General features: G+C 70.4%; 17 protein-coding genes. 9 read left to right on the top strand and 8 right to left on the bottom strand.

Annotated features, from left to right (window positions below; all coding sequences use genetic code 11):
* Window positions 1–91: 91 nt before the first annotated feature.
* From GJQ66_RS00420 to GJQ66_RS00410, 3 genes are all read left to right on the top strand, one after another.
* The gene (locus GJQ66_RS00420; RefSeq protein ID WP_155047404.1) at window positions 92–2,095 is read left to right on the top strand and encodes a PTS mannitol transporter subunit IICBA; all 2,004 of its coding nucleotides are present in this window, start codon (window positions 92–94) and stop codon (window positions 2,093–2,095) included.
* A gap of 1 nt (window position 2,096) precedes the next feature.
* Window positions 2,097–3,254: a mannitol-1-phosphate 5-dehydrogenase gene (locus GJQ66_RS00415; protein ID WP_368732482.1), complete on the top strand. Its 1,158-nt coding sequence runs from the start codon at window positions 2,097–2,099 to the stop codon at window positions 3,252–3,254.
* A gap of 78 nt (window positions 3,255–3,332) precedes the next feature.
* The gene (locus GJQ66_RS00410) at window positions 3,333–4,109 is read left to right on the top strand and encodes a DUF308 domain-containing protein (protein ID WP_155047403.1); all 777 of its coding nucleotides are present in this window, start codon (window positions 3,333–3,335) and stop codon (window positions 4,107–4,109) included.
* A gap of 64 nt (window positions 4,110–4,173) precedes the next feature.
* Here GJQ66_RS00410 and GJQ66_RS00405 read toward each other — a convergent pair whose 3' ends face one another.
* The 8 genes from GJQ66_RS00405 to GJQ66_RS00370 all read right to left on the bottom strand — a co-directional run bounded on the left by GJQ66_RS00405 (window position 4,174) and on the right by GJQ66_RS00370 (window position 13,614).
* Complete coding sequence (locus GJQ66_RS00405; protein WP_155047402.1) at window positions 4,174–5,307, bottom strand: adenosine deaminase; 1,134 nt, start codon at window positions 5,305–5,307, stop codon at window positions 4,174–4,176.
* Between the two features lie 20 nt (window positions 5,308–5,327).
* Window positions 5,328–6,617, bottom strand: coding sequence for a thymidine phosphorylase (locus tag GJQ66_RS00400; RefSeq protein ID WP_155047401.1), 1,290 nt, complete (start codon window positions 6,615–6,617; stop codon window positions 5,328–5,330).
* Window positions 6,618–6,648: 31 nt separating this feature from the next.
* Window positions 6,649–7,050 (bottom strand): cytidine deaminase, encoded by a 402-nt coding sequence (locus GJQ66_RS00395; protein ID WP_368732481.1) that lies wholly within the window; start codon window positions 7,048–7,050, stop codon window positions 6,649–6,651.
* Between the two features lie 8 nt (window positions 7,051–7,058).
* A complete protein-coding gene (locus GJQ66_RS00390) occupies window positions 7,059–8,300 on the bottom strand; it encodes an ABC transporter permease (RefSeq protein ID WP_155047583.1) in 1,242 nt (413 codons plus the stop codon).
* Between the two features lie 53 nt (window positions 8,301–8,353).
* Window positions 8,354–9,598 (bottom strand): ABC transporter permease, encoded by a 1,245-nt coding sequence (locus GJQ66_RS00385; protein WP_368732480.1) that lies wholly within the window; start codon window positions 9,596–9,598, stop codon window positions 8,354–8,356.
* Window positions 9,595–11,109, bottom strand: coding sequence for an ABC transporter ATP-binding protein (locus tag GJQ66_RS00380; protein WP_155047400.1), 1,515 nt, complete (start codon window positions 11,107–11,109; stop codon window positions 9,595–9,597). Before GJQ66_RS00380 ends, GJQ66_RS00385 begins: the two co-directional genes overlap by 4 nt.
* Window positions 11,110–11,232: 123 nt before the next feature.
* A complete protein-coding gene (locus GJQ66_RS00375; RefSeq protein ID WP_368732479.1) occupies window positions 11,233–12,348 on the bottom strand; it encodes a BMP family protein in 1,116 nt (371 codons plus the stop codon).
* Window positions 12,349–12,501: 153 nt separating this feature from the next.
* Complete coding sequence (locus tag GJQ66_RS00370; protein ID WP_155047399.1) at window positions 12,502–13,614, bottom strand: mannose-1-phosphate guanylyltransferase; 1,113 nt, start codon at window positions 13,612–13,614, stop codon at window positions 12,502–12,504.
* Between the two features lie 221 nt (window positions 13,615–13,835).
* Here GJQ66_RS00370 and sdhC point away from each other — a divergent pair, with 221 nt between their 5' ends.
* The 6 genes from sdhC to GJQ66_RS00340 all read left to right on the top strand — a co-directional run bounded on the left by sdhC (window position 13,836) and on the right by GJQ66_RS00340 (window position 19,483).
* A complete protein-coding gene (gene sdhC / locus GJQ66_RS00365; protein ID WP_166319228.1) occupies window positions 13,836–14,270 on the top strand; it encodes a succinate dehydrogenase, cytochrome b556 subunit in 435 nt (144 codons plus the stop codon).
* Window positions 14,270–14,725 carry a succinate dehydrogenase hydrophobic membrane anchor subunit gene (locus tag GJQ66_RS00360; RefSeq protein ID WP_155047398.1) on the top strand — a complete coding sequence of 152 codons (456 nt, stop codon included), beginning with the start codon at window positions 14,270–14,272 and terminating at the stop codon, window positions 14,723–14,725. The genes sdhC and GJQ66_RS00360 overlap by 1 nt, the downstream gene beginning before the upstream one ends.
* Window positions 14,726–14,745: 20 nt before the next feature.
* A complete protein-coding gene (sdhA, locus tag GJQ66_RS00355; protein WP_155047397.1) occupies window positions 14,746–16,575 on the top strand; it encodes a succinate dehydrogenase flavoprotein subunit in 1,830 nt (609 codons plus the stop codon).
* On the top strand, window positions 16,575–17,333 hold the full coding sequence (locus GJQ66_RS00350) for a succinate dehydrogenase iron-sulfur subunit (RefSeq protein WP_155047396.1): 759 nt from the start codon (window positions 16,575–16,577) through the stop codon (window positions 17,331–17,333). Before sdhA ends, GJQ66_RS00350 begins: the two co-directional genes overlap by 1 nt.
* Before the next feature lie 81 nt (window positions 17,334–17,414).
* Complete coding sequence (locus GJQ66_RS00345; RefSeq protein ID WP_155047395.1) at window positions 17,415–18,248, top strand: exodeoxyribonuclease III; 834 nt, start codon at window positions 17,415–17,417, stop codon at window positions 18,246–18,248.
* Between the two features lie 134 nt (window positions 18,249–18,382).
* Entirely contained in the window at window positions 18,383–19,483 is a 1,101-nt protein-coding gene (locus GJQ66_RS00340) for a phosphate ABC transporter substrate-binding protein PstS (protein WP_368732478.1), read from the top strand.
* Window positions 19,484–19,485: the final 2 nt, after the last annotated feature.

Below are 19,485 nucleotides of genomic sequence, written 5' to 3'. Positions count from 1 at the left end.
CCGAATCGCCCGGGCGATAGGTTGTCGCACACAGTCGTCCGCGCAAGGACCGCGGGGACCTCGACGCACTCTGACGAAGGCAGGAATTCCCATGTCCACGCAGACCGCAGACCCAAAGGCGCCCGGCGGATTCCGCGTCGCCGTGCAGCGGGTCGGATCCTTCATGTCGGGCATGGTCATGCCCAACATCCCCGCGCTCGTCGCGTGGGGCCTGTTCACGGCGTTCTTCATCGAGCGGGGCTGGACTCCGAACGCCGACCTCGCGACGATCGTCGGCCCGGCGATCCACTACCTCCTCCCGTTGCTGATCGCGTACACCGGCGGCTTCATGATCTACGACAAGCGCGGCGGCGTCGTGGGCGCGATGGCGACGATCGGCGCGATCGCGGGAAGTGACCTGCTCATCGCGAACATCAACGCCGGCCTCCCGGAGGGCGAGGCCCCGCTCGGCGAGATCCACATGTTCCTCGGCGCCATGATCATGGGACCGCTCGCGGCCTGGCTCATGAAGAAGCTCGACCTTTTGTGGGACGGCAAGGTGCGCGCGGGCTTCGAGATGCTCGTGTCGATGTTCTCCGCCGGAATCTTCGGCTTCCTCGCCGCGATCTTTGCGTTCTACGTCCTGGCGCCGGTCGTCAACTGGATCACGGGGGTGCTGAGCAACGCCGTCGCCTTCCTCGTCGACAACAGCCTCCTGCCCCTGACGAGCATCATCATCGAGCCCGCCAAGGTCTTCTTCCTCAACAACGCGATCAACCACGGCGTCCTCACGCCGCTCGGGATCGCGGAGGCGGACGAGACCGGAAAGTCCGTGCTCTTCCTCCTCGAGGCCAACCCGGGCGTCGGCCTGGGGCTCCTCCTCGCGTTCACCTTCTTCGGGGTGGGCGCCGCCAAGGGATCCGCCCCGGGCGCTGCGATCATCCACTTCTTCGGCGGCATCCACGAGGTGTACTTCCCCTACGTGCTGATGAAGCCGGTCCTGCTCATCGCGGTCATCGTGGGCGGCATGTCGGGCGTGGCCGTGAACGTCCTGTTCCAGACCGGCCTGCGCGCGCCCGCCTCGCCGGGATCCATCATCGCCGTGATGCTCCAGACCGCGAGCGGCGACTACGTCGGCGTCATTCTCGCGGTGGCCGTCTCGGCCGCCGTCACCTTCCTCATCGCCGCCGTGATCCTCCGCGCGAGCCGCAAACGTGACCTCGCCGCGGGCGACGCGCTGTTCTCCTCCGCCGTCGCGCAGACGCAGGCGAACAAGGGCAAGGGATCCGCCGCGCTCTCGGGCCTCGTAGCCGGCGGCACGGCGACGGCGACGCGCATCGAGCGGGTCGTGTTCGCGTGCGACGCCGGCATGGGCTCGTCCGCCATGGGCGCCTCCGTGCTCCGCAAGAAGGTCAAGGACGCCGGCGTCGAGGGCGTGAGCGTGACGAACAAGTCGATCGCGGCCCTCGACGGCACGGCCGACCTCGTCGTCACGCAGGCCCAGCTGACGGACCGTGCGAAGCAGAACGAGCCGGGGGCCGTGCACGTCTCGGTCGGCAACTTCATGAACGCGCCGGAGTACGACGACGTGGTCGAGATGATCCGCGCCCAGCGCGCGGGTGCGCCGGCCGCGGCCGCCGAGCCCGCCGCGGAGCCCGACACGGCGGAGGCCGCCCCGTCGAACGGGGTCCTGAAGCCCGAGTACGTGCGGATCCACGAGGGATCCGCGACGCGCGACGAGGCGCTCGAGGAGGCCGCCGGGATCCTCATGGGCGCGGGCGCCGTGACGAGCGGATACGCGGCCGCCATGCGCGACCGCGAGGAGACCGTGTCGACGTACATGGGCAACGGCCTGGCCATCCCGCACGGCACGGACGCGGCGAAGGACACCGTCCTCGGCTCGGCCCTCTCCGTCGTCCGCTACGACGGCGGCGTGGACTGGGGCGACGGTGACACGGCCACCTTCGTCGTCGGGATCGCCGGGAAGGGCGGCGCGCACCTGGAGATCCTCGCCAGCGTCGCGCAGCAGTTCAGCGACGACGAGATGGTCGAGCGCCTGCAGCGGGCCGGGTCGGCCGACGAGCTGTACGCGCTCCTGTCGGACGGGATCAACTGACGTGGCGGGCACGACAAGAAAGGCCGTGCACTTCGGCGCCGGCAACATCGGGCGCGGCTTCGTCGGCATGCTCCTCGCCGAGGGCGGCTATGAGCTGGTGTTCTCGGACGTCGCAGGGCCGCTCGTCGACGCGATCAACGCCGCGGATGCCTACACGGTGCACGAGGTCGGCGACGGCGGGCGCGACGTGACCGTGACGGGGTTCCGGGCCGTGAACAGCGCCGAGGATCCCGGCGCCGTCGCCGCGGAGATCGCCACGGCCGACGTCGTCACCTGCGCGGTCGGCCCCACGGTGCTGCGCTTCATCGCGCCGCACGTTCTCGCGGGGCTCCGGAGCCGCGACGCCGACCGCGTACCGCTGCAGGTCATGGCGTGCGAGAACGCGATCGGGGCGACCGATTCCCTCCGCGCGCACGTGGCCGAGCTCGCGGGGGCGGAGGAGGAACATCTCCTCGCCCGCGCCGTGTTCGCGAACACGGCCGTCGACCGAATCGTTCCGGGCCAGCCCGCGGACGGCGGGATCGACGTGACGGTCGAGCCCTTCTTCGAATGGGCGATCGAGCGGGGGCCGTTCGGCGACGACCTCCCGGTCATCCCCGGCGCGCACTTCGTCGACGACCTCGCGCCGTATATCGAGCGCAAGCTCTTCACCGTGAACACGGGGCACGCGGCGACGGCGTACCACGGCGCGCGCGCGGGCATCGAGCGGATCTCCGACGCGCTCGCGCACCCCGACGTCGCGGCGGCCGTCGCCGCGGCGATCGAGGAGACGAGCGCCGTCCTCGCGACGAAGCACGGTTTCGCCGCGGACGAGCTCGCCGCGTACCGGGCCACGATCCTCGGCCGGTTCCGCAACCCCGCCCTGCCGGACACCGTCCACCGCGTGGGGCGCCAACCGCTGCGCAAGCTCTCGCGGCAGGAGCGCTTCGTGGGGCCGGCGGCCGAGGCGGCCGAGCGCGGGCTGCCGACCGCGGGGCTCGTCGCGGCGATCGACGCGGCGCTCGCGTTCACGGACGCCGCGGATCCGCAGGCCGTCGAGATGCACGAGCGGCTCGCCTCAGGCGACGCGGACGCGTTCACGTCGGAGGTCACGGGCCTCGACGCCGCGCACCCGCTGTTCGCCGCCGTCCGCGACGTCGTCGCGCGCCACATGGCGTAACCCGCGCCGGGGTGGGGGTGTCCCGACACTTCTGCCCCGCGCGTGCGCGGGGCCCCTCGCACGCGCGAGAATCGACTCATGACGACGCCCACGCCCCCCGCCGGATTCCCGCAGGACCCTTCCCCCGCCGGCGCCACCGCGCCGCCGGCCTCCCCGTACCCCGCTCCCGCGTACCCGGCCGCTCCCGGTGAACCCCCGCAGGCCGGGCCCGCGCCGCGCGAGCGCCCGGGGCGCACGCTCCCGGTGCTCGCGCTCGTCTTCGCCATCCTCGGGGCCGCGCTGCTCAGCGCCGGTTTCTTCGTGTTCCTGCCCGGCGCGGGCGTGATCGGCGCGATCTCCCTGATCGGCTGGCCGTTCCTCATCGCAGGACTCGTCCTCGCGATCGTCGCCCTCGCGCGCCGCGCCGCCGGCAAGGGCATGAGCATCGCCGCGCTCATCGTCGCGATCGCGGGCGGCGTGGTGGGCATCGTCTCGGGCGTCGTCGTCGCGATCGCGGCGATCTTCGGCGTCGCGTCGACGGCGATCGACGAGTACGGCGACCTCGTCCCGCCGAGCCCCGAGTCGTCCGTCCCCGACAGCAGCGGATCCGACGTCGAGGCCGACTGCGCGCTCCTGCTGGGCGTCGACCCGGGCGTCCTCGGCTCGGCCTCGGCGGTGGACGAGATCTTCGACGACCTCGCCGACCAGATGACGACCTCCGAGGTGCGGGCGCCGCTCGAGGACCTCGCCGATGCGTATGAGGACCTGCTCGACTTCGACAGCCCCGCCGAGATGCAGGAGGCCACGGCGCAGATGGAGCGCGCGAGCACCGAGCTCGCGGCCGTGTGCGGCGTCGACCTCGGCGGGCTGGAGTAACCCCCACACGTGACGAACCGGGCGGTCGGCGCGTGCGCCGACCGCCCGGTTCTGTGCCCGCGGGCTACCGGTCGAAGCCCTCGCTAATGAGGTCGATGAGCTCCTCGCGCTGCTCGACGGGCAGGAAGGTCGCGCTCGCGGCGTTGATCTGGAACTGCTCGACGTCGTCGAGGTCGTAGTCGAACGCCTCCGCGAGGCGGGAGATCTCGCGGGTCAGGGTCGTGCGGCTCATGAGACGGTTGTCGGTGTTGACCGTCACGCAGAAGCCCAGCTGGTAGAGCAGGTCGAACGGGTGATCCTCCATCGTGGTGCCCCACGCGGCGATCGCGCCCGTGCCGAGGTTCGACGACGGCGACAGCTCCAGAGGGATCTCCCGGTCACGCACCCAGCGCGCGAGTTCGCCGAACTGCACGTGCACCTCGTCGCCCTCGGTCTCGATCTCCTCGAGGTCCTCCGCGATGCGCACGCCGTGGCCGAGGCGCAGCGCGCGGCCGTCGAGCAGCGCGCCGCGGATCGAGTCGAGCCCCGCCGCCTCGCCCGCGTGCAGGGTCACGGGGAAGAACTCCCGCGCGAGCAGGTCGAGCGCATCGGCGTGCCGCGAGGGCGGGAAGCCGTCCTCGGGGCCCGCGAGGTCGAAGGCGACGACGCCCGCGTCGCGGAACTCCAGTGCGAGGCGCGCGATCTCCGCCGAGCGGTCCGACTGGCGCATCGCCGAGAGGATCTGGCCGACGCGGATGGAGTGTCCGCCGTCCTCGGCCTCGTCCTCGCCCTCCTCGAGGCCGTCCTGCACCGCCTGCACGGCCTCGTCGAGGGTCAGGCCGCCCTCGAGGTGCTGCTCGGGCGCCCAGCGCACCTCGCCGTAGATGACGCCGTCGTTCGCCAGGTCGAGCACGTACTCGCGCGCGATCCGCGTGAGCGCCTCGGCCGTCTGCATCACGGCGATCGTGAGGTCGAACGTCGCGATGTAGTCCTCCAGCGAGCCGGAGTCGGCCGTCTCGGCGAACCAGTCCGCGAGGGCGCCGGCCGTGTCGGCGGGCGTCTCGATGCCGCGCTCGCGCGCCAGCTCGAGCACGGTGGCCGCCCGGACGCCGCCGTCCAGGTGGTCGTGCAGCGACACCTTCGGGAGGCTGCGCACGGGGACGCCATCGATCAGCGCCTCGTGACGGGATCCGCGGGCGTTCTTCGGGGGACGGGACATGGGCTTCTCCTGCCGGCGGGTCATCGAGCGGTGATGCGGTCGCGCACGATCGGCGCGACCACGAGTTGAGTATCGCCGATGGCGTAGGCGCCGTTCAACGCCTCGAGCGCGCGGTCGAATCGGCCCGCGTCGTCGGCGTGCAGGGTGAACAGCGGCTCGCCCGCGCGGACGGCGTCGCCGGGCTTCGCGTGCAGGTCGATGCCCGCGGCGTGCACGACGTCGTCGGTCGGCCGCGCGCGCCCCGCGCCGAGGCGCCAGGCGGCGACGCCGACGTCGAAGGCGTCGAGGGTCGAGAGGACGCCGTCGCGCTCGGCGGTCACGACGTGCGACTCGCGCGCCGCCGGGAGCGGCGCGTCCGGATCCCCGTCCTGCGCGCGGATCATGCGGCGCCACTGGTCCATCGCGCGACCGTCGGCGAGGGCCTCGGCCGGATCCGCGTCGACGCCCGACATCGCGAGCATCTCGCGCGCGAGCGCCACGGTCAGCTCGACGACGTCGGCGGGGCCGCCGCCCGCGAGCACCTCGACCGACTCGCGCACCTCGTTCGCGTTGCCGACGGTGCGGCCGAGCGGCGTCGACATGTCGGTCAACAGTGCGGTGGTGTTCACGCCCGAATCGGCGCCGAGGGCCACCATCGTCTCCGCGAGCTCCCGTGCCCGGGCCTCGTCCTTCATGAACGCCCCCGAGCCGAACTTCACGTCGAGCACGAGCGACTCGGTGCCCTCCGCGATCTTCTTCGACATGATGCTCGAGGCGATCAGCGGGATCGCCTCGACCGTGCCCGTGACGTCGCGCAGGGCGTAGAGCTTCTTGTCTGCGGGGGCGAGGCCCGTGCCCGCGGCGCAGATGACGGCGCCCACCTCGCCGCGCAGCTGCGCGAACATCTCGTCGTTCGACAGCGCCGCCCGCCACCCGGGGATGGACTCCAGCTTGTCGAGGGTGCCGCCCGTGTGCCCCAGGCCGCGGCCCGAGAGCTGCGGCACGGCCACGCCGTACACCGCGACGAGCGGGGCGAGCGGCAGGGTGATCTTGTCGCCGACGCCGCCGGTCGAGTGCTTGTCCGCCGTGCGCTTGCCGAGGCCCGCGAAGCTCATCCGCTCCCCCGACGCGATCATCGCGTCGGTCATCACGCGGATCTCCTCGCGCGACATGCCGTTGAGCAGCACGGCCATGGTGAACGCCGACATCTGTGCGTCGACGACGTATCCGCGCGTGTACGCGTCGACGAGCCAGCGCAATGCCTGCTCGGGGACCGTCCCGCCGTCGCGCTTGATCCGGATCACGTCGACGGCGTCGAAGGGCTCGCTCATCGTCCTCTTTCGTGTGGTGCGTGGGCCGGTCTCAGCCGGCCATGTGGTCGAGGTCGCGCGGCCCGAAGGCGTCGGGCAGCACCTCGTCGATCGTGCGGATCCCCGAGACCGTCTCGAGGATCATGTCGGGGTGGGCGTGCTCGTAGAGCAGCTGCCGGCATCGGCCGCACGGCATGATCGTCTCGCCCTTGCCGTTGACGCAAGTGAACGCCACGAGGCGCCCGCCGCCCGACAGGGCAAGGTTCGACACGAGGCCGCACTCGGCGCACAGGCCCACGCCGTAGGACGCGTTCTCGGTGTTGCACCCCACGACGATCCGACCGTCGTCGACGAGCGCGGCCGCGCCCACGGGGTATCCCGAATACGGCACGTAGGCCTTCGTCATGGCGTCGGTCGCCGCGCCGCGCAGCGCGGTCCAGTCGATCTCATTCACGAGGGAGGTCACCCCTTCCGGTAGGGCTTGCCGGTCGCTGCCGGCGCCCGTGAGCGCCCAACGAACCCGACCACCGCGAGGATCGTCACGATGTACGGGAGCATGAGCATGAACTGGCTGGGGATCGGCGTGCCGAACACCACGAGCAGGCCCTGCAGCTGGTTGGCGAACCCGAACAGAAGACCCGCGAGCGCGGTCTTGATCGGATCCCACTGGCCGAAGATCACCGCCGCCAGCGCGATGAAGCCGAGCCCCGCCGTCATGTTCTCGCCGAACTGCGGCACGGACACGAGCGTGAAGTATGCGCCGCCCGCGCCGGCGATGGCGCCCGCCATCGTGACGTTCCAGAATCGCGTCGGGTTGACCTTGATGCCCACGGTGTCGGCGGCCTGGGGGTGCTCGCCCACGGCGCGCACCCGCAGTCCCCAGCGCGTGCGGTACAGGCCCCACGCGACGACGCCGACGAGGATGTACATGAGGTAGACGACGAACGTCTGGTTGAACAGGATCGCGCCGACGACGGGGATCTCGCTGAGGCCCGGGATCGGCCACTTGGGGAACCGGGTCGCACGGTTGAGCACCAGCTCGTTCGGCACGAGCACGATGCCGTAGAGGAATGTCGTCAGGCCGAGGACGAGGACGTTCAGGACGACACCGACGATCACCTGCTCGACGAAGTACTTGATCGAGAACACCGCGAGGACGAGCGCGACGAGAACGCCGCCGACCATGGCGCCGACCAGCCCGACGAACGGGTTGTCCGTGATCGAGGAGAGCACGGCCGCGCTGAACGCGCCGAGGAGGAGCTGCCCCTCGATCGCGACGTTGACGACGCCCACGCGCTCGCCGATGACGCCGCCGAGGCCGCCGAGCACGAGCGGGACGGACAGCGACAGCGCGCCCGAAAGCAGGCTCACGACCGGGATGAGGCCGTCGGCGCCGGCCCAGGCGAGGAATCCGAAAATCCCGAAGGCCGCGAAAGCGATCGGCACCCAGATGGTCGTGCGGCGGTACGCGAGCGCGTCGACGACGGCCCACACCGACAGCGCCGCCAGCAGCACGAGGCTCCCGAACGCGGCCGGCATCGCGGGCACCGACACGTCGCCGAGCTGGAGGGTGGAGGGGCCGCCCGCCAGCCGGAAGACCGCGAGGCCGGGCCGCGGGGAGAAGGCGAAGAGGAGAGCGAGCAGCACCGTGACGGCGCCGAGAGTGATCGCGAGCTTCCACGAGCGCGTGCGCACGCGGCGCATCTCGATCGGCCGCTCGTCCGGCGTCACTGCGCTCGCGGAGGAGGTCGTGTCGCTCACTGGGCCACCGCCTTCCTGGCCTGTCGGGCCCGCTGTTTCGCCAGCTTCTCCTGCTCGGTCTGGGGGAGGAAGAAGATCGTGCGCACGAGCGGGGGCGCCGCGACGAACAGCACGACGACCGCCTGCACGACGAGCACGATGTCGACGGGGATCCCCTCGGATGCCTGCATCGAATAGGAGCCGGCCTTCAGCGCGCCGAAGAGGAGCCCCGCGGCGACGGTGCCGAACGCGCGGCTGCGCCCCAGCAGGGCCACCGTGATGGCGTCGAATCCGAAGCCCGCGTCGATCGAGCTTGTGAATCCGCTCGTGACGGCGCCCTGGATCTGCTGCGCCGCGGCGAGGCCCGCGAGCCCGCCGGCGAAGAGCATCGCGTAGACGTAGATGCGCTCGACGTTCACGCCCGCGGCCCGCGCGGCGTGCGGGTTCTCCCCCACGGCCCGCATGCGCATGCCGAGCGACGAGCGCTCGATCAGCCAGTAGACGAACACGGCCGCGAGGAGCACGAACACGAAGCCCCAGTCGAGCGCGGGGTACTGCGGCCCCAGGAGCTTGGGGAAGATCGCGGCCTCGGGGGTCGCCTCCGAAATGGGCTGGTTGCTGCCCTCGCGCTGCAGGACGCCCGCGGTCGACACCATCCACGTCACGAGGTACACCGCGACGTAGTTCAGCATGATCGTGAGGATGACCTCGTGCGCGCCCGTGAGTGCTTTCAGCACGCCGACGATGCCGGCCCAGACCGCGCCGCCGACGACCGCGCCGAGCATCGTCATGACGATCTGCAGCGGGGCCGGGAGGCCCATCGGGAAGGTGATGAGCGCGGCGAAGGCCGCGCCGAAGATAATCTGGCCCTGGGCGCCGATGTTGAACATGCCGACGCGGAAGGCCAGCGCGACGCCGAGCCCCGCGGCGATCAGCGGCGCCGAGTACCCGATCGAGTTGGTGAGGGAACGGATCCCCGTCGCGAAGGCGTCGGCGCGGGTGTTGTAGATCGCGCCGCGGAAGAGGGCCTCGTAGCCACCGGCAACCGCGTCCCAGATGGCGGCGAAGGTGTCGCCCGGCCGGGCGAAAAAGTATCCCGCCGCCTGGCGCACCTCGGCGCTCGTCACGGCGATGAGGACGCCGCCCACGACGAACGCGATCACGAACGCGAGGATCGTCGTGACGACGCTCCCGCGGAGGATGTCGCGGATCACCGCGTTCGAGCGCGGGGCGGCGGTGGACGTTGCGGTGTCGGCGCTCACGCGGCGGCCTCCTCGATGTCGGCTCCGGCCATCATGAGGCCGAGCGTGTCGCGCGGGGTGTCGCCGGGCACGATTCCGACGATCCGTCCCCGATACATCACGGCGATGCGGTCCGCGAGCGCGACGACCTCGTCGAGCTCAGTGGACACGACGAGGACCGCCATGCCCTCGTCGCGCGCCCGCACGATGCGGCTGTGGATGAACTCGATCGATCCGACGTCCACGCCGCGCGTGGGCTGGGCGGCGATGAGGAGCCGGATGTCGCGATTCATCTCGCGCGCGACCACGACCTTCTGCTGATTGCCGCCCGACAGCGTGCCCGCGGCCACGCCCGGGCCCTGCGCGCGGATGTCGAACTCCTCGATCCGCGCCTCGGCGAACTCCCGCATCGCGGTGCGATGGAGCGTCCCGGCCCGGGTGAACTCGCCGGTGTCGGTGCGATCGAGGATGAGGTTCTCGGCGATCGTCATGGATCCGACGAGCCCATCGACCGTGCGGTCCTCCGGCACGAAGCCGACGCCGGCCTCGAGGATCGCGTGCACGCTCCGGCCGCGCAGCTCGGTGTCCCCCAGCCGCATGGACCCGTCCACGTGCTCCTCGAGACCCATGAGCGCTTCGGTCAGCTCCGTCTGGCCGTTGCCCTGCACGCCCGCGACCGCGAGGATCTCGCCCGGCCGCACGTCGAAACTCACGCCGTCCACCGTCACGTTGCCCTCGGCGTCGCGCACCCGCAGGTCGCTCACGCGCAGGCCACCCTCGCCGGGCTGCGCGGTCTCCTTGTGGACCGTGAGCTCGACCGCGCGGCCGACCATCAGGCTCGCGAGCTCCGCGTTCGTCGACGTGGGCGAGGCCTCGCCCACGACGGCGCCGCGGCGGATGACCGTGATGCGGTCGGCCACCTCGCGCACCTCGCGGAGCTTGTGGGTGATGAAGACGATGCCCTTGCCCTCCGCGCGGAGCTGACGCATCATCGCCATCAGCTCGTCGGTCTCCTGCGGGGTGAGCACCGCGGTCGGCTCGTCGAACACGAGCACCTGGGCGTCACGCGCCAGCGCCTTGATGATCTCGACGCGCTGCTGCACGCCCACGGGGAGCGTCTCGACGATCGCGTCGGGGTCGACGTGGAACCCGAAGCGGTCGGCGACCTCGCGGACCTGGCGGCGCGCGACCTCGAGGTCGAGCGACCCCGCGCGCGTCGAGGTCTCGTGCCCGAGCGCCACGTTCTCGGCGACCGTGAAGACGGGCACGAGCATGAAGTGCTGGTGCACCATGCCGATGCCCGCCGCCATCGCCTCGCCGGGCCCACGGAAGGCGCGCGGCTCGTCGTCGATGAGAATGTCGCCCTCGTCGGCCTGATAGAGGCCGTAGAGCACGTTCATGAGGGTCGACTTGCCGGCGCCGTTCTCGCCGAGTAGCGCGTGGATCTCTCCCGGCGCGACGGTGAGGTCGATGTGGTCGTTAGCGACGAGGCTGCCGAACCGCTTGGTGATGCCGCGGAGCTCGAGCTTCATGGGGTCAACCTAACGCGAAGGTCTGGATAAGAGACAGGGGGAACCGCCCTCGCACATCGCACGGGGCGACCGGATGGATATCCGGTCGCCCCGTGCGATCCGCGGATCAGGCGGCGATGCGAATTACGGCGAGTTCGGCGAGTCGACCGTCAGCTCGCCGGCGATGATCTGCTCCTGCAGCGTCGCGAGCTCGTCGGTCAGGCCCTCGGGCAGCTCGCCCTCGAAGTCGTGGAAGCTCGACAGCCCCACGCCCTCGTTCTCGAGAGTGCCGACGTACGGCGTGACGTCGAAGTCGGCGCCCGCGTCGGCCGCCTCGATCGTCGCGTCGTAGGTCGCCTGGTCGATCGCCTTCATGATCGACACGAGCGTGACGTCCGCGATGTCCGGCTCCTTGACGGCCATGTCGCTGTCCACACCGAGGATCAGCGAGTCGGGGTAGGACTCGCGGATCGCGGCCACGGCCGACGTGTAGATCGGGCCGCCGACGGGCAGGACGACGTCCGCGCCCTGCGACAGCACCTGCTGCGCGGTCTGGCGCGCCGTGTCGTTCGCCTCGAACGAGCCGGTGAAGAGGCCGGACTGCGCCTCGGTGTCCCACCCGACGACCTCGACGGCCGCGTCCTTGTCCTCGTTGTACTTCTCGACGCCGAGCTGGAAGCCGTCCATGAACACCATGACGGACGGGATCTCGCCGCCGCCGAAGGTGCCGACCTTCTCAACGCCTGACTGCGCCGACCACGCGGCCGCCGCGTACCCGCCGAGGTAGGCCGCCTCCGCCGTGTTGAACACGAGCGGACGGATGTTCGGTGCGTCCGCCTCGCCGTCGTAGTCGTTGTCGGCCCAGTCGTCGATGATCGCGTAGCTCACCTCGGGGTTCGCCAGCGCCGACTCGACCGTCGCGGCCGAGAGGTTGAAGCCGACGGACACGATGAAGTCGCAGCCCTGCGCGACGAGCTCCTCGAGGTTGGGGCCGTAGTCGTTCGCGTTGGTCGACTCCATCTCGATCGGCTCGACGCCGAGCTCCTCGACCGCGCGGTCCATGCCCTCCTTGGCCGACTGGTTGAACGAGCGGTCGTTCCAGCCGCCCTCGTCGGAGATGAGGCAGGGGAGGAAGTCGATCGACTCCTCGCCGCCGTCCGCCGTGCTGTCCTCGGGGGCCGAGCCGCAGCCGGCGAGCAGAACCGCCGCGCTGGCGACGGCGAGGCCGCCGAGGGCCTGGCGCTTGATCGTCTTGGTCACGCTGAACTCCTCAAGAGAAAGGCCTCGCCGCGCACGGACCCCAGGTGGGCCGCTGCTTCGGAGGCATTGTGCACACGCTACCCCGGACTTCCTTGGCGATTCGAGCAGGCTCTGCGGCCGAAACGGGATAGTTACAAAAGCGCCGCCGCGCGTTCAGAGAACGCTGTCGCGCCCGCGCTGGTGGAGCGAGCTAACGGCCCCCTTGACGCGCTGCGCGTGCTCCGGGGTCGTCACGAGCAGCGCGTCCGGCGTGTCGACAACGATGACGTTCTCGACGCCGATCATCGCGACGACGCGGTCCGTCTGGGAGACCACGAGGGCCGACGACTCGTCCGACAGCACGTTCTCGTTGCGCCCGAGGACCGTAACGTCGCCGCGGTGCCCGTCGGCGACGAGGCTCCAGAGGCTCGCGAAGTCGCCCACGTCGTCCCAGTCGAACTGGCCGGGGACGACAGCGAGCTTGCCCTTCTCGGCGGCCGGCTCCGCGATGGCGTAGTCGATGGCGATTTTCTTCAGGGTCGGCCATACCCGGTCGCGAACGGCGTCCCGCTCCGGCGTGTCCCACGCCGCGGCGATCTCCGTGAGGCCCGCGTGCAGCTCGGGCTCGTTCGCGGCGAGCTCGTCGAGGAGCACGTCGGCGCGGGCGATGAACATGCCGGCGTTCCACAGGTATGAGCGGTCGGCGAAGTAGGCGCGGGCCGTGTCGAGGTCGGGCTTCTCGACGAAGCGCTCGACAAGGGCCGCGAGCGGGGCGTCGTCGATCACGAGCTCCTCCCCCGTCTTGATGTAGCCGAAGCCGACCGCCGGCTCGCTTGGCTGGATCCCGATCGTCGCGATGTAGCCCTCGCGCGCGGCAGCGACGGCCTGGCGCACCGTGAACTCGAACACCCGCTGGCGCTTGATGACGTGGTCGGCCGCGAAGGAGCCCACGACGACGTTCGGGTCGCGGCGGAGGAGGACGGCGGCCGCGAGCCCGATCGCCGCCGCCGAGTCGCGCGGATCCTGCTCCGTGAACACGTTCTCGGGCAGGATGTCGGGCAGGCTCTCCTCGACCTTCACGCCGTGCGCGCGCCCCGTGACAACGCCGATCCGGTCGCGGCCGGCGAGCGGAAGCAGGCGGTCCCAGGTCGAGCGCAGCAGCGACACCCCGGATCCGGTCAGGTCGTGCAGGAACTTGGGCGACTCCGCGCGCGAGAGCGGCCAGAGCCGGGAACCGATGCCGCCAGCGGGGATCACGGCGAAGAAGTCGTCGATGGGGTGGGCCATGCGGACACGGTATCCCACCGATGTTTCGCGGCCGCGACGCGCCGAGCAGACCCGCCGCGTTCCCGCGACGACCGGGAGATCTCTCTCGACGTCGAGAGAGTTAGGCTCGCCTTCGTCGCCGCCGTCGGGGTGCGGGGAGTATCGTCGTGCGTAGTCCTCTGGACGCCGCCGCGTGTCTGCGCGGGTGTCGGAGGCACCCGAATCGATCAGAGAGGACGACCGTGTCCGCAACCGCGCGTCTGACACCGGATGTGTCCCAGACCACGTCGAAGGTCCCGCGCGGCACTCTGTACCGCGGCCGCGAGGGCATGTGGTCGTGGGTGCTGCACCGCATTACCGGCGTCGCCATCTTCTTCTTCCTCCTCGTGCACGTGCTGGACACGGCGCTCATCCGGGTCTCCCCCGAGGCGTACGACGCGGTCATCGGCACGTACAAGAACCCGATCATGGGCTTCGGCGAGGTCGTTCTGGTCGCCGGCATCGCGTATCACGCGTTCAACGGCCTGCGCATCATCCTCGTGGACTTCTGGTCGAAGGGCGCGAAGTACCAGCGCCAGCTGTTCTGGGGCGTCATCGGCATCTGGGCCGTCACGATGATCGGGTTCAGCGCCCGCCACATCCCGAACGTCCTCTCGCACATCGGAGGTGGGCACTGATGTCCGCGCAGACCCTCGACGCGCCGCGCGCCCCGCAGCGCCGCCGCGGCTCCAACCTCGAGAAGTGGGGCTGGCTCTACATGCGCGCCTCCGGCGTGCTCCTGGTCGTGCTCATCTTCGGCCACCTCTTCGTCAACCTCATGGTCGGCGACGGCATCAGCGCGCTCGACTTCGCCTTCGTCGCGGGCAAGCTCTCGAACCCGTTCTGGCAGTGGTGGGACGTCCTCATGCTGTGGCTGGCGTTCATCCACGGCGCGAACGGCATGCGCACGATCGTGAACGACTACGTGCTCCACCGCACGGCCCGCGCCGTGCTCGTCTGGGTCATCGGCATCGTCGCCGCCCTCATGATCCTCCTGGGCACCCTCGTCGTGTTCACGTTCGACCCGTGCCTCGGTGTCACCGAGTCCAGCACGCTCTGGAACGCCTGCGTGGCGCAGGGCACCGTCGGCTGACGAAACAGATTGACAAAGGAATGACTTCTCAGACCTACCCCGACGCCGAGCTTATCGACGGCGTCTACCACCACCAGTTCGACGTCGTCATCGTCGGCGCGGGCGGCGCGGGCATGCGCGCCGCGATCGAGGCGGGCCCCGGCGCGAAGACCGCCGTCGTCACGAAGCTCTACCCCACGCGCTCCCACACCGGCGCGGCGCAGGGCGGCATGGCCGCGGCGCTCGCGAACGTGGAGGAGGACTCCTGGGAGTGGCACACCTTCGACACGATCAAGGGCGGCGACTACCTCGTCGACCAGGACGCGGCGGAGATCCTCGCCAAGGAGGCGATCGACGCCGTCATCGACCTCGAGAACATGGGCCTGCCCTTTAACCGCACGCCCGACGGCAAGATCGACCAGCGCCGCTTCGGCGGCCACACGCGCGAGCACGGCAAGGCGCCGGTGCGCCGGGCCTGCTACGCCGCCGACCGCACGGGGCACATGATCCTTCAGACCCTGTACCAGAACTGCGTGAAGCTGGGGATCAACTTCTTCAACGAGTTCTACGCGCTCGACCTCGTCACGGTGAAGGACGACGACGGCACGACGCGGATCGCGGGCATCGTCGCGCTCGAGCTCGCCACGGGCGACCTGCACGTCTTCCAGGCCAAGTCGGTCGTGTTCGCCTCGGGCGGCTTCGGCAAGATGTTCAAGACGACGTCCAACGCGCACACCCTCACGGGCGACGGCGTGGGCATCGTGTGGCGCAAGGGCCTGCCGCTCGAGGACATCGAGTTCTTCCAGTTCCACCCGACCGGCCTCGCGGGCCTCGGCATCCTCCTGACGGAGGGCGCCCGCGGCGAGGGCGCGATCCTGCGCAATGCCTCGGGCGAGCGCTTCATGGAGCGCTACGCCCCCACCATCAAGGACCTCGCGCCGCGTGACATCGTGGCCCGCTCGATGGTCAAGGAGGTCCTGGAGGGCCGCGGCGCCGGCCCGAACAAGGACTACGTCTACCTCGACTGCACCCACCTGGGCGCCGAGGTGCTCGAGACCAAGCTCCCGGACATCACGGAGTTCGCGCGCACGTACCTGGGCGTCGACCCCGTCGTGGAGCCCGTGCCCGTCATGCCGACGGCGCACTACGCGATGGGCGGCATCCCGACGAACACCGACGGCGAGGTCCTCGCGGACAACGACACCGTCGTTCCCGGCCTGTTCGCGGCCGGCGAGTGCGCCTGCGTCTCCGTGCACGGATCGAACCGCCTCGGCACGAACTCGCTCCTCGACATCAACGTCTTCGGCAAGCGCTGCGGCACGAACGCGGTCGCGTACGCGCAGACGGCCGAGTTCGTCCCGATGCCCGAGGACCCGGCGCGGGGCGTCCGCGAGATGGTGGAGCGGATCCGCTCCTCTCAGGGCACGGAGCGCGTCGCGGACATCCGCAAGACGCTGCAGGACGAGATGGACAAGAACGCGCAGGTGTTCCGCACCGAGGAGACGCTCACGAACGTGCTCGGCACGATCCACGAGCTCCGCGACCGCTACATGAACGTCTACGTCGACGACAAGGGCAAGCGGTTCAACACGGACCTGCTCGAGGCCATCGAGCTCGGCTTCCTGCTCGACCTCGCCGAGATCGTCGCCTACGCCGCGCGCAACCGCAAGGAGAGCCGCGGCGGCCACATGCGCGAGGACTACCCCGACCGCAACGACGAGAAGTACATGCAGCACACGATGGCCTACCTCACGGGCGACCCGCACTCGTCGAACCCGGAGGACCACATCACGCTGGATTGGAAACCCGTCACCTTCACGAAGGATGACGCGGGAGAGTTGCGCTATCCGCCGATGGAGAGGAAGTACTGATGTCGTCCGCAGTCGCCGAGGCGCCTGTCGAGAGCGAAGCCATCCAGTCGTACCTCGTGACGTTCATGGTGCGCCGGTTCGACCCCGAGGTCGACGCCGAGCCGCGCTGGGTGGACTACGACGTCGAGATGTACCCCACCGACCGCGTGCTGGACGCCCTGCACCGCATCAAGTGGGACGTCGACGGATCCCTCGCCTTCCGCCGCTCGTGCGCGCACGGGATCTGCGGATCCGACGCGATGCGCATCAACGGGCGCAACCGCCTCGCCTGCAAGACCCTGATCAAGGACCTCGACATCTCGAAGCCCGTGTATGTCGAGGCGATCAAGGGCCTGCCGCTCGAGAAGGACCTGATCGTCGACATGGATCCGTTCTTCGCGTCCTTCCGCGAGGTCCAGCCCTTCCTCCAGTCGCGCAGCGTGCCGGAGAAGGGCAAAGAGCGCCACCAGTCGATCGAGGACCGCGCGCGGTTCGACGACACGACCAAGTGCATCCTCTGCGCCGCGTGCACCTCGTCGTGCCCCGTGTTCTGGACCGACGGGCAGTACTTCGGACCGGCCGCGATCGTCAACGCGCACCGCTTCATCTTCGACTCGCGCGACGACGAGGCCGAGGTGCGCCTGGACATCCTCAACGACCAGGAGGGCGTGTGGCGCTGCCGCACGACCTTCAACTGCACCGAGGCGTGCCCCCGCGGCATCGAGATCACGAAGGCGATCGCGGAGGTCAAGCAGGCCGTCCTGCGCGGGCGCCCCTGACCCCTGTCCCCGCGACGGCCCGGATCCCGCACGGATCCGGGCCGTCGTCGCGTGTCGGACCTCTCGCATAGCCTGGAGGGCATGACCCGCATCGCCTCCGTCAACGTCAATGGCATCCGCGCCGCCGCACGCAAGGGCATGAACGCCTGGCTCGACGCCTCGGGCGTCGACATCCTCACGATCCAGGAGGTGCGCGGCACGCGCGAGCACCTCGAGAGCCTCCTCCCCGGCTGGCGGATCCTCGAGCACGAGTCGCTGCAGAAGGGGCGCGCGGGCGTCGCGATCGCCTCGCGCGAGCCCGCCGCGGCGTCGCGAATCGCGCTCGGCGGCGAGGAGCTCGACTCGCACGGCCGCTGGCTCGAGGCCGACTTCGCCGTCGGCGACCGTGTCGTCACCGTCGTCAGCGCCTACGTATACACGGGCGAGGTGGACACCCCGAAGCAGGATCAGAAGTGGGCCTTTCTCGAGGCGATGTCCGCGCGGCTCGCGGAGCTGAACGGCGCCGGATCCCTCGCCCTCGTCACGGGGGACCTGAACGTGGGGCACCGCGAGCTCGACATCAAGAACTGGCGGGGCAACCGCAAGAAGGCGGGCTTCCTGCCGCGCGAGCGCGCGTACTTCGACCGGTGGCTCGCCCCCGCAGGCGAGGCCATCGCGTGCGTCGACGGCTCGACCGGCGAGGGGCTCGGCTGGGTCGACGTGGGGCGCGCGCACGCGGGCGAGGTCGACGGCCCCTACACGTGGTGGTCGAACCGCGGGCAGGCGTTCGACAACGACACGGGCTGGCGCATCGACTACCACCTGGCGACCCCCGAGCTCGCCGCTCTGGCGTCGGGATACCGGGTCGACCGCTACCCGTCGTACGACGCGCGGTGGAGCGACCACGCGCCCGTGGTCGCCGACTACGCGCTCTGAGCATTCTCCAAGTCGCGTTCACCGACCGTTTACCTTCAGTCTGGCGCCCGGACAGACACCGCGCTTAGCGTCGTTTCTCGTTGGGTGTCCCTCCCAGCGCCAGACCTGTCCTCCTCAACGGATCGGAACTTCTCGTGAAGCTCACTCGTCTTTCCGGCGTCGCCGCTCTCGGCGCCGTCGCCGCCCTCACGCTCGCCGGCTGCGCCGCGAACGAAGGCACCAGCTCGGACACCTCGTCGGGCGAGACCGCCTCGAGCCTGTCGGGCACCATCGGCGCGACAGGCGCCTCCTCGCAGACCGCCGCTCAGGAGGCCTGGGTCGCCGCGTTCCAGACCGCGAACCCCGACGCCACGGTCAACTACGAGCCCACCGGATCGGGCACCGGCCGCGAGAACTTCATCTCGGGCGCCTCGAACTTCATTGGCTCGGACCGCGCGTTCGAGATGGAGGAGCTCGGCGAGTTCGGAAGCTGCACCTCGGAGAGCATCGTCGAGGTCCCCGCCTACATCTCCCCCGTTGCCCTCGCGTTCAACCTTCCGGGCATCGACACGCTCAACCTCGACGCCGACACGATCGCGAAGATCTTCGCGGGCGAGATCACGAGCTGGGATGACGCCGCGATCGCGGACCAGAACCCCGACGCGGACCTCCCCTCGACGGCGATCACCCCCGTGAACCGCTCCGACGACTCGGGCACGACCGAGACGTTCGTGACGTACCTCGCCGCGACGGCGCCCGACGTGTGGACCTACGAGGTCTCGGGCGAGTGGCCGATCGACGGCACGGAGCGCGGCCAGGGCACGCAGGGCGTGCGCCAGATCATCGCCGACGGTGAGGGCACGATCGGCTACCTCGACGCCTCGCAGGCGCCCGAGGACGCCGGCCAGGTCGCCGTGGGCGTCGACGGCGAGTACGTGTCGTACTCGGCCGAGGCCGCCTCGGCCCTCATCGAGAACTCGCCGCTGGAGGAGGGCCGTGAGGCCCAGGACCTCGTCTTCTCGGTCGACCCCGCCTCCGCGACCGGCGGCGCCTACCCGATCGCGCTCGTGTCCTACCTCATCGGCTGCGTCGACTACGAGGACCCCGAGGTCGCGACGCTCGTCAAGGAGTACTTCAGCTACGTGATCTCGGCCGAGGGCCAGGACACGGCCGCCGAGGCCGCGGGCAGCGCCCCGATCTCGGACAGCCTCCGCGAGCAGGCGCAGACCGCGATCGACGCGATCGTCACGGAGTGACC

Origin of the sequence: Microbacterium sp. ZXX196, assembly GCF_009709595.1 — a bacterium.
GTDB lineage: Bacteria > Actinomycetota > Actinomycetes > Actinomycetales > Microbacteriaceae > Microbacterium > Microbacterium excoecariae.
Note: the sequence above shows the minus strand (reverse complement) of the source record. Positions and strands in the feature narration are given on the sequence as shown.

Bases quoted from the DNA above. Each gene is read 5' to 3' on its own strand.
- GJQ66_RS00420 (WP_155047404.1), top strand. From the start codon at position 92: ATGTCCACGCAGACCGCAGACCCAAAGGCGCCCGGCGGATTCCGCGTC.
- GJQ66_RS00410 (WP_155047403.1), top strand. From the start codon at position 3,333: ATGACGACGCCCACGCCCCCCGCCGGATTCCCGCAGGACCCTTCCCCC.
- GJQ66_RS00405 (WP_155047402.1), bottom strand. From the start codon at position 5,307: ATGTCCCGTCCCCCGAAGAACGCCCGCGGATCCCGTCACGAGGCGCTG.
- GJQ66_RS00400 (WP_155047401.1), bottom strand. From the start codon at position 6,617: ATGAGCGAGCCCTTCGACGCCGTCGACGTGATCCGGATCAAGCGCGAC.
- GJQ66_RS00390 (WP_155047583.1), bottom strand. From the start codon at position 8,300: ATGCGCCGCGTGCGCACGCGCTCGTGGAAGCTCGCGATCACTCTCGGC.
- GJQ66_RS00380 (WP_155047400.1), bottom strand. From the start codon at position 11,109: ATGAAGCTCGAGCTCCGCGGCATCACCAAGCGGTTCGGCAGCCTCGTC.
- GJQ66_RS00370 (WP_155047399.1), bottom strand. From the start codon at position 13,614: ATGGCCCACCCCATCGACGACTTCTTCGCCGTGATCCCCGCTGGCGGC.
- GJQ66_RS00360 (WP_155047398.1), top strand. From the start codon at position 14,270: ATGTCCGCGCAGACCCTCGACGCGCCGCGCGCCCCGCAGCGCCGCCGC.
- sdhA (WP_155047397.1), top strand. From the start codon at position 14,746: ATGACTTCTCAGACCTACCCCGACGCCGAGCTTATCGACGGCGTCTAC.
- GJQ66_RS00350 (WP_155047396.1), top strand. From the start codon at position 16,575: ATGTCGTCCGCAGTCGCCGAGGCGCCTGTCGAGAGCGAAGCCATCCAG.
- GJQ66_RS00345 (WP_155047395.1), top strand. From the start codon at position 17,415: ATGACCCGCATCGCCTCCGTCAACGTCAATGGCATCCGCGCCGCCGCA.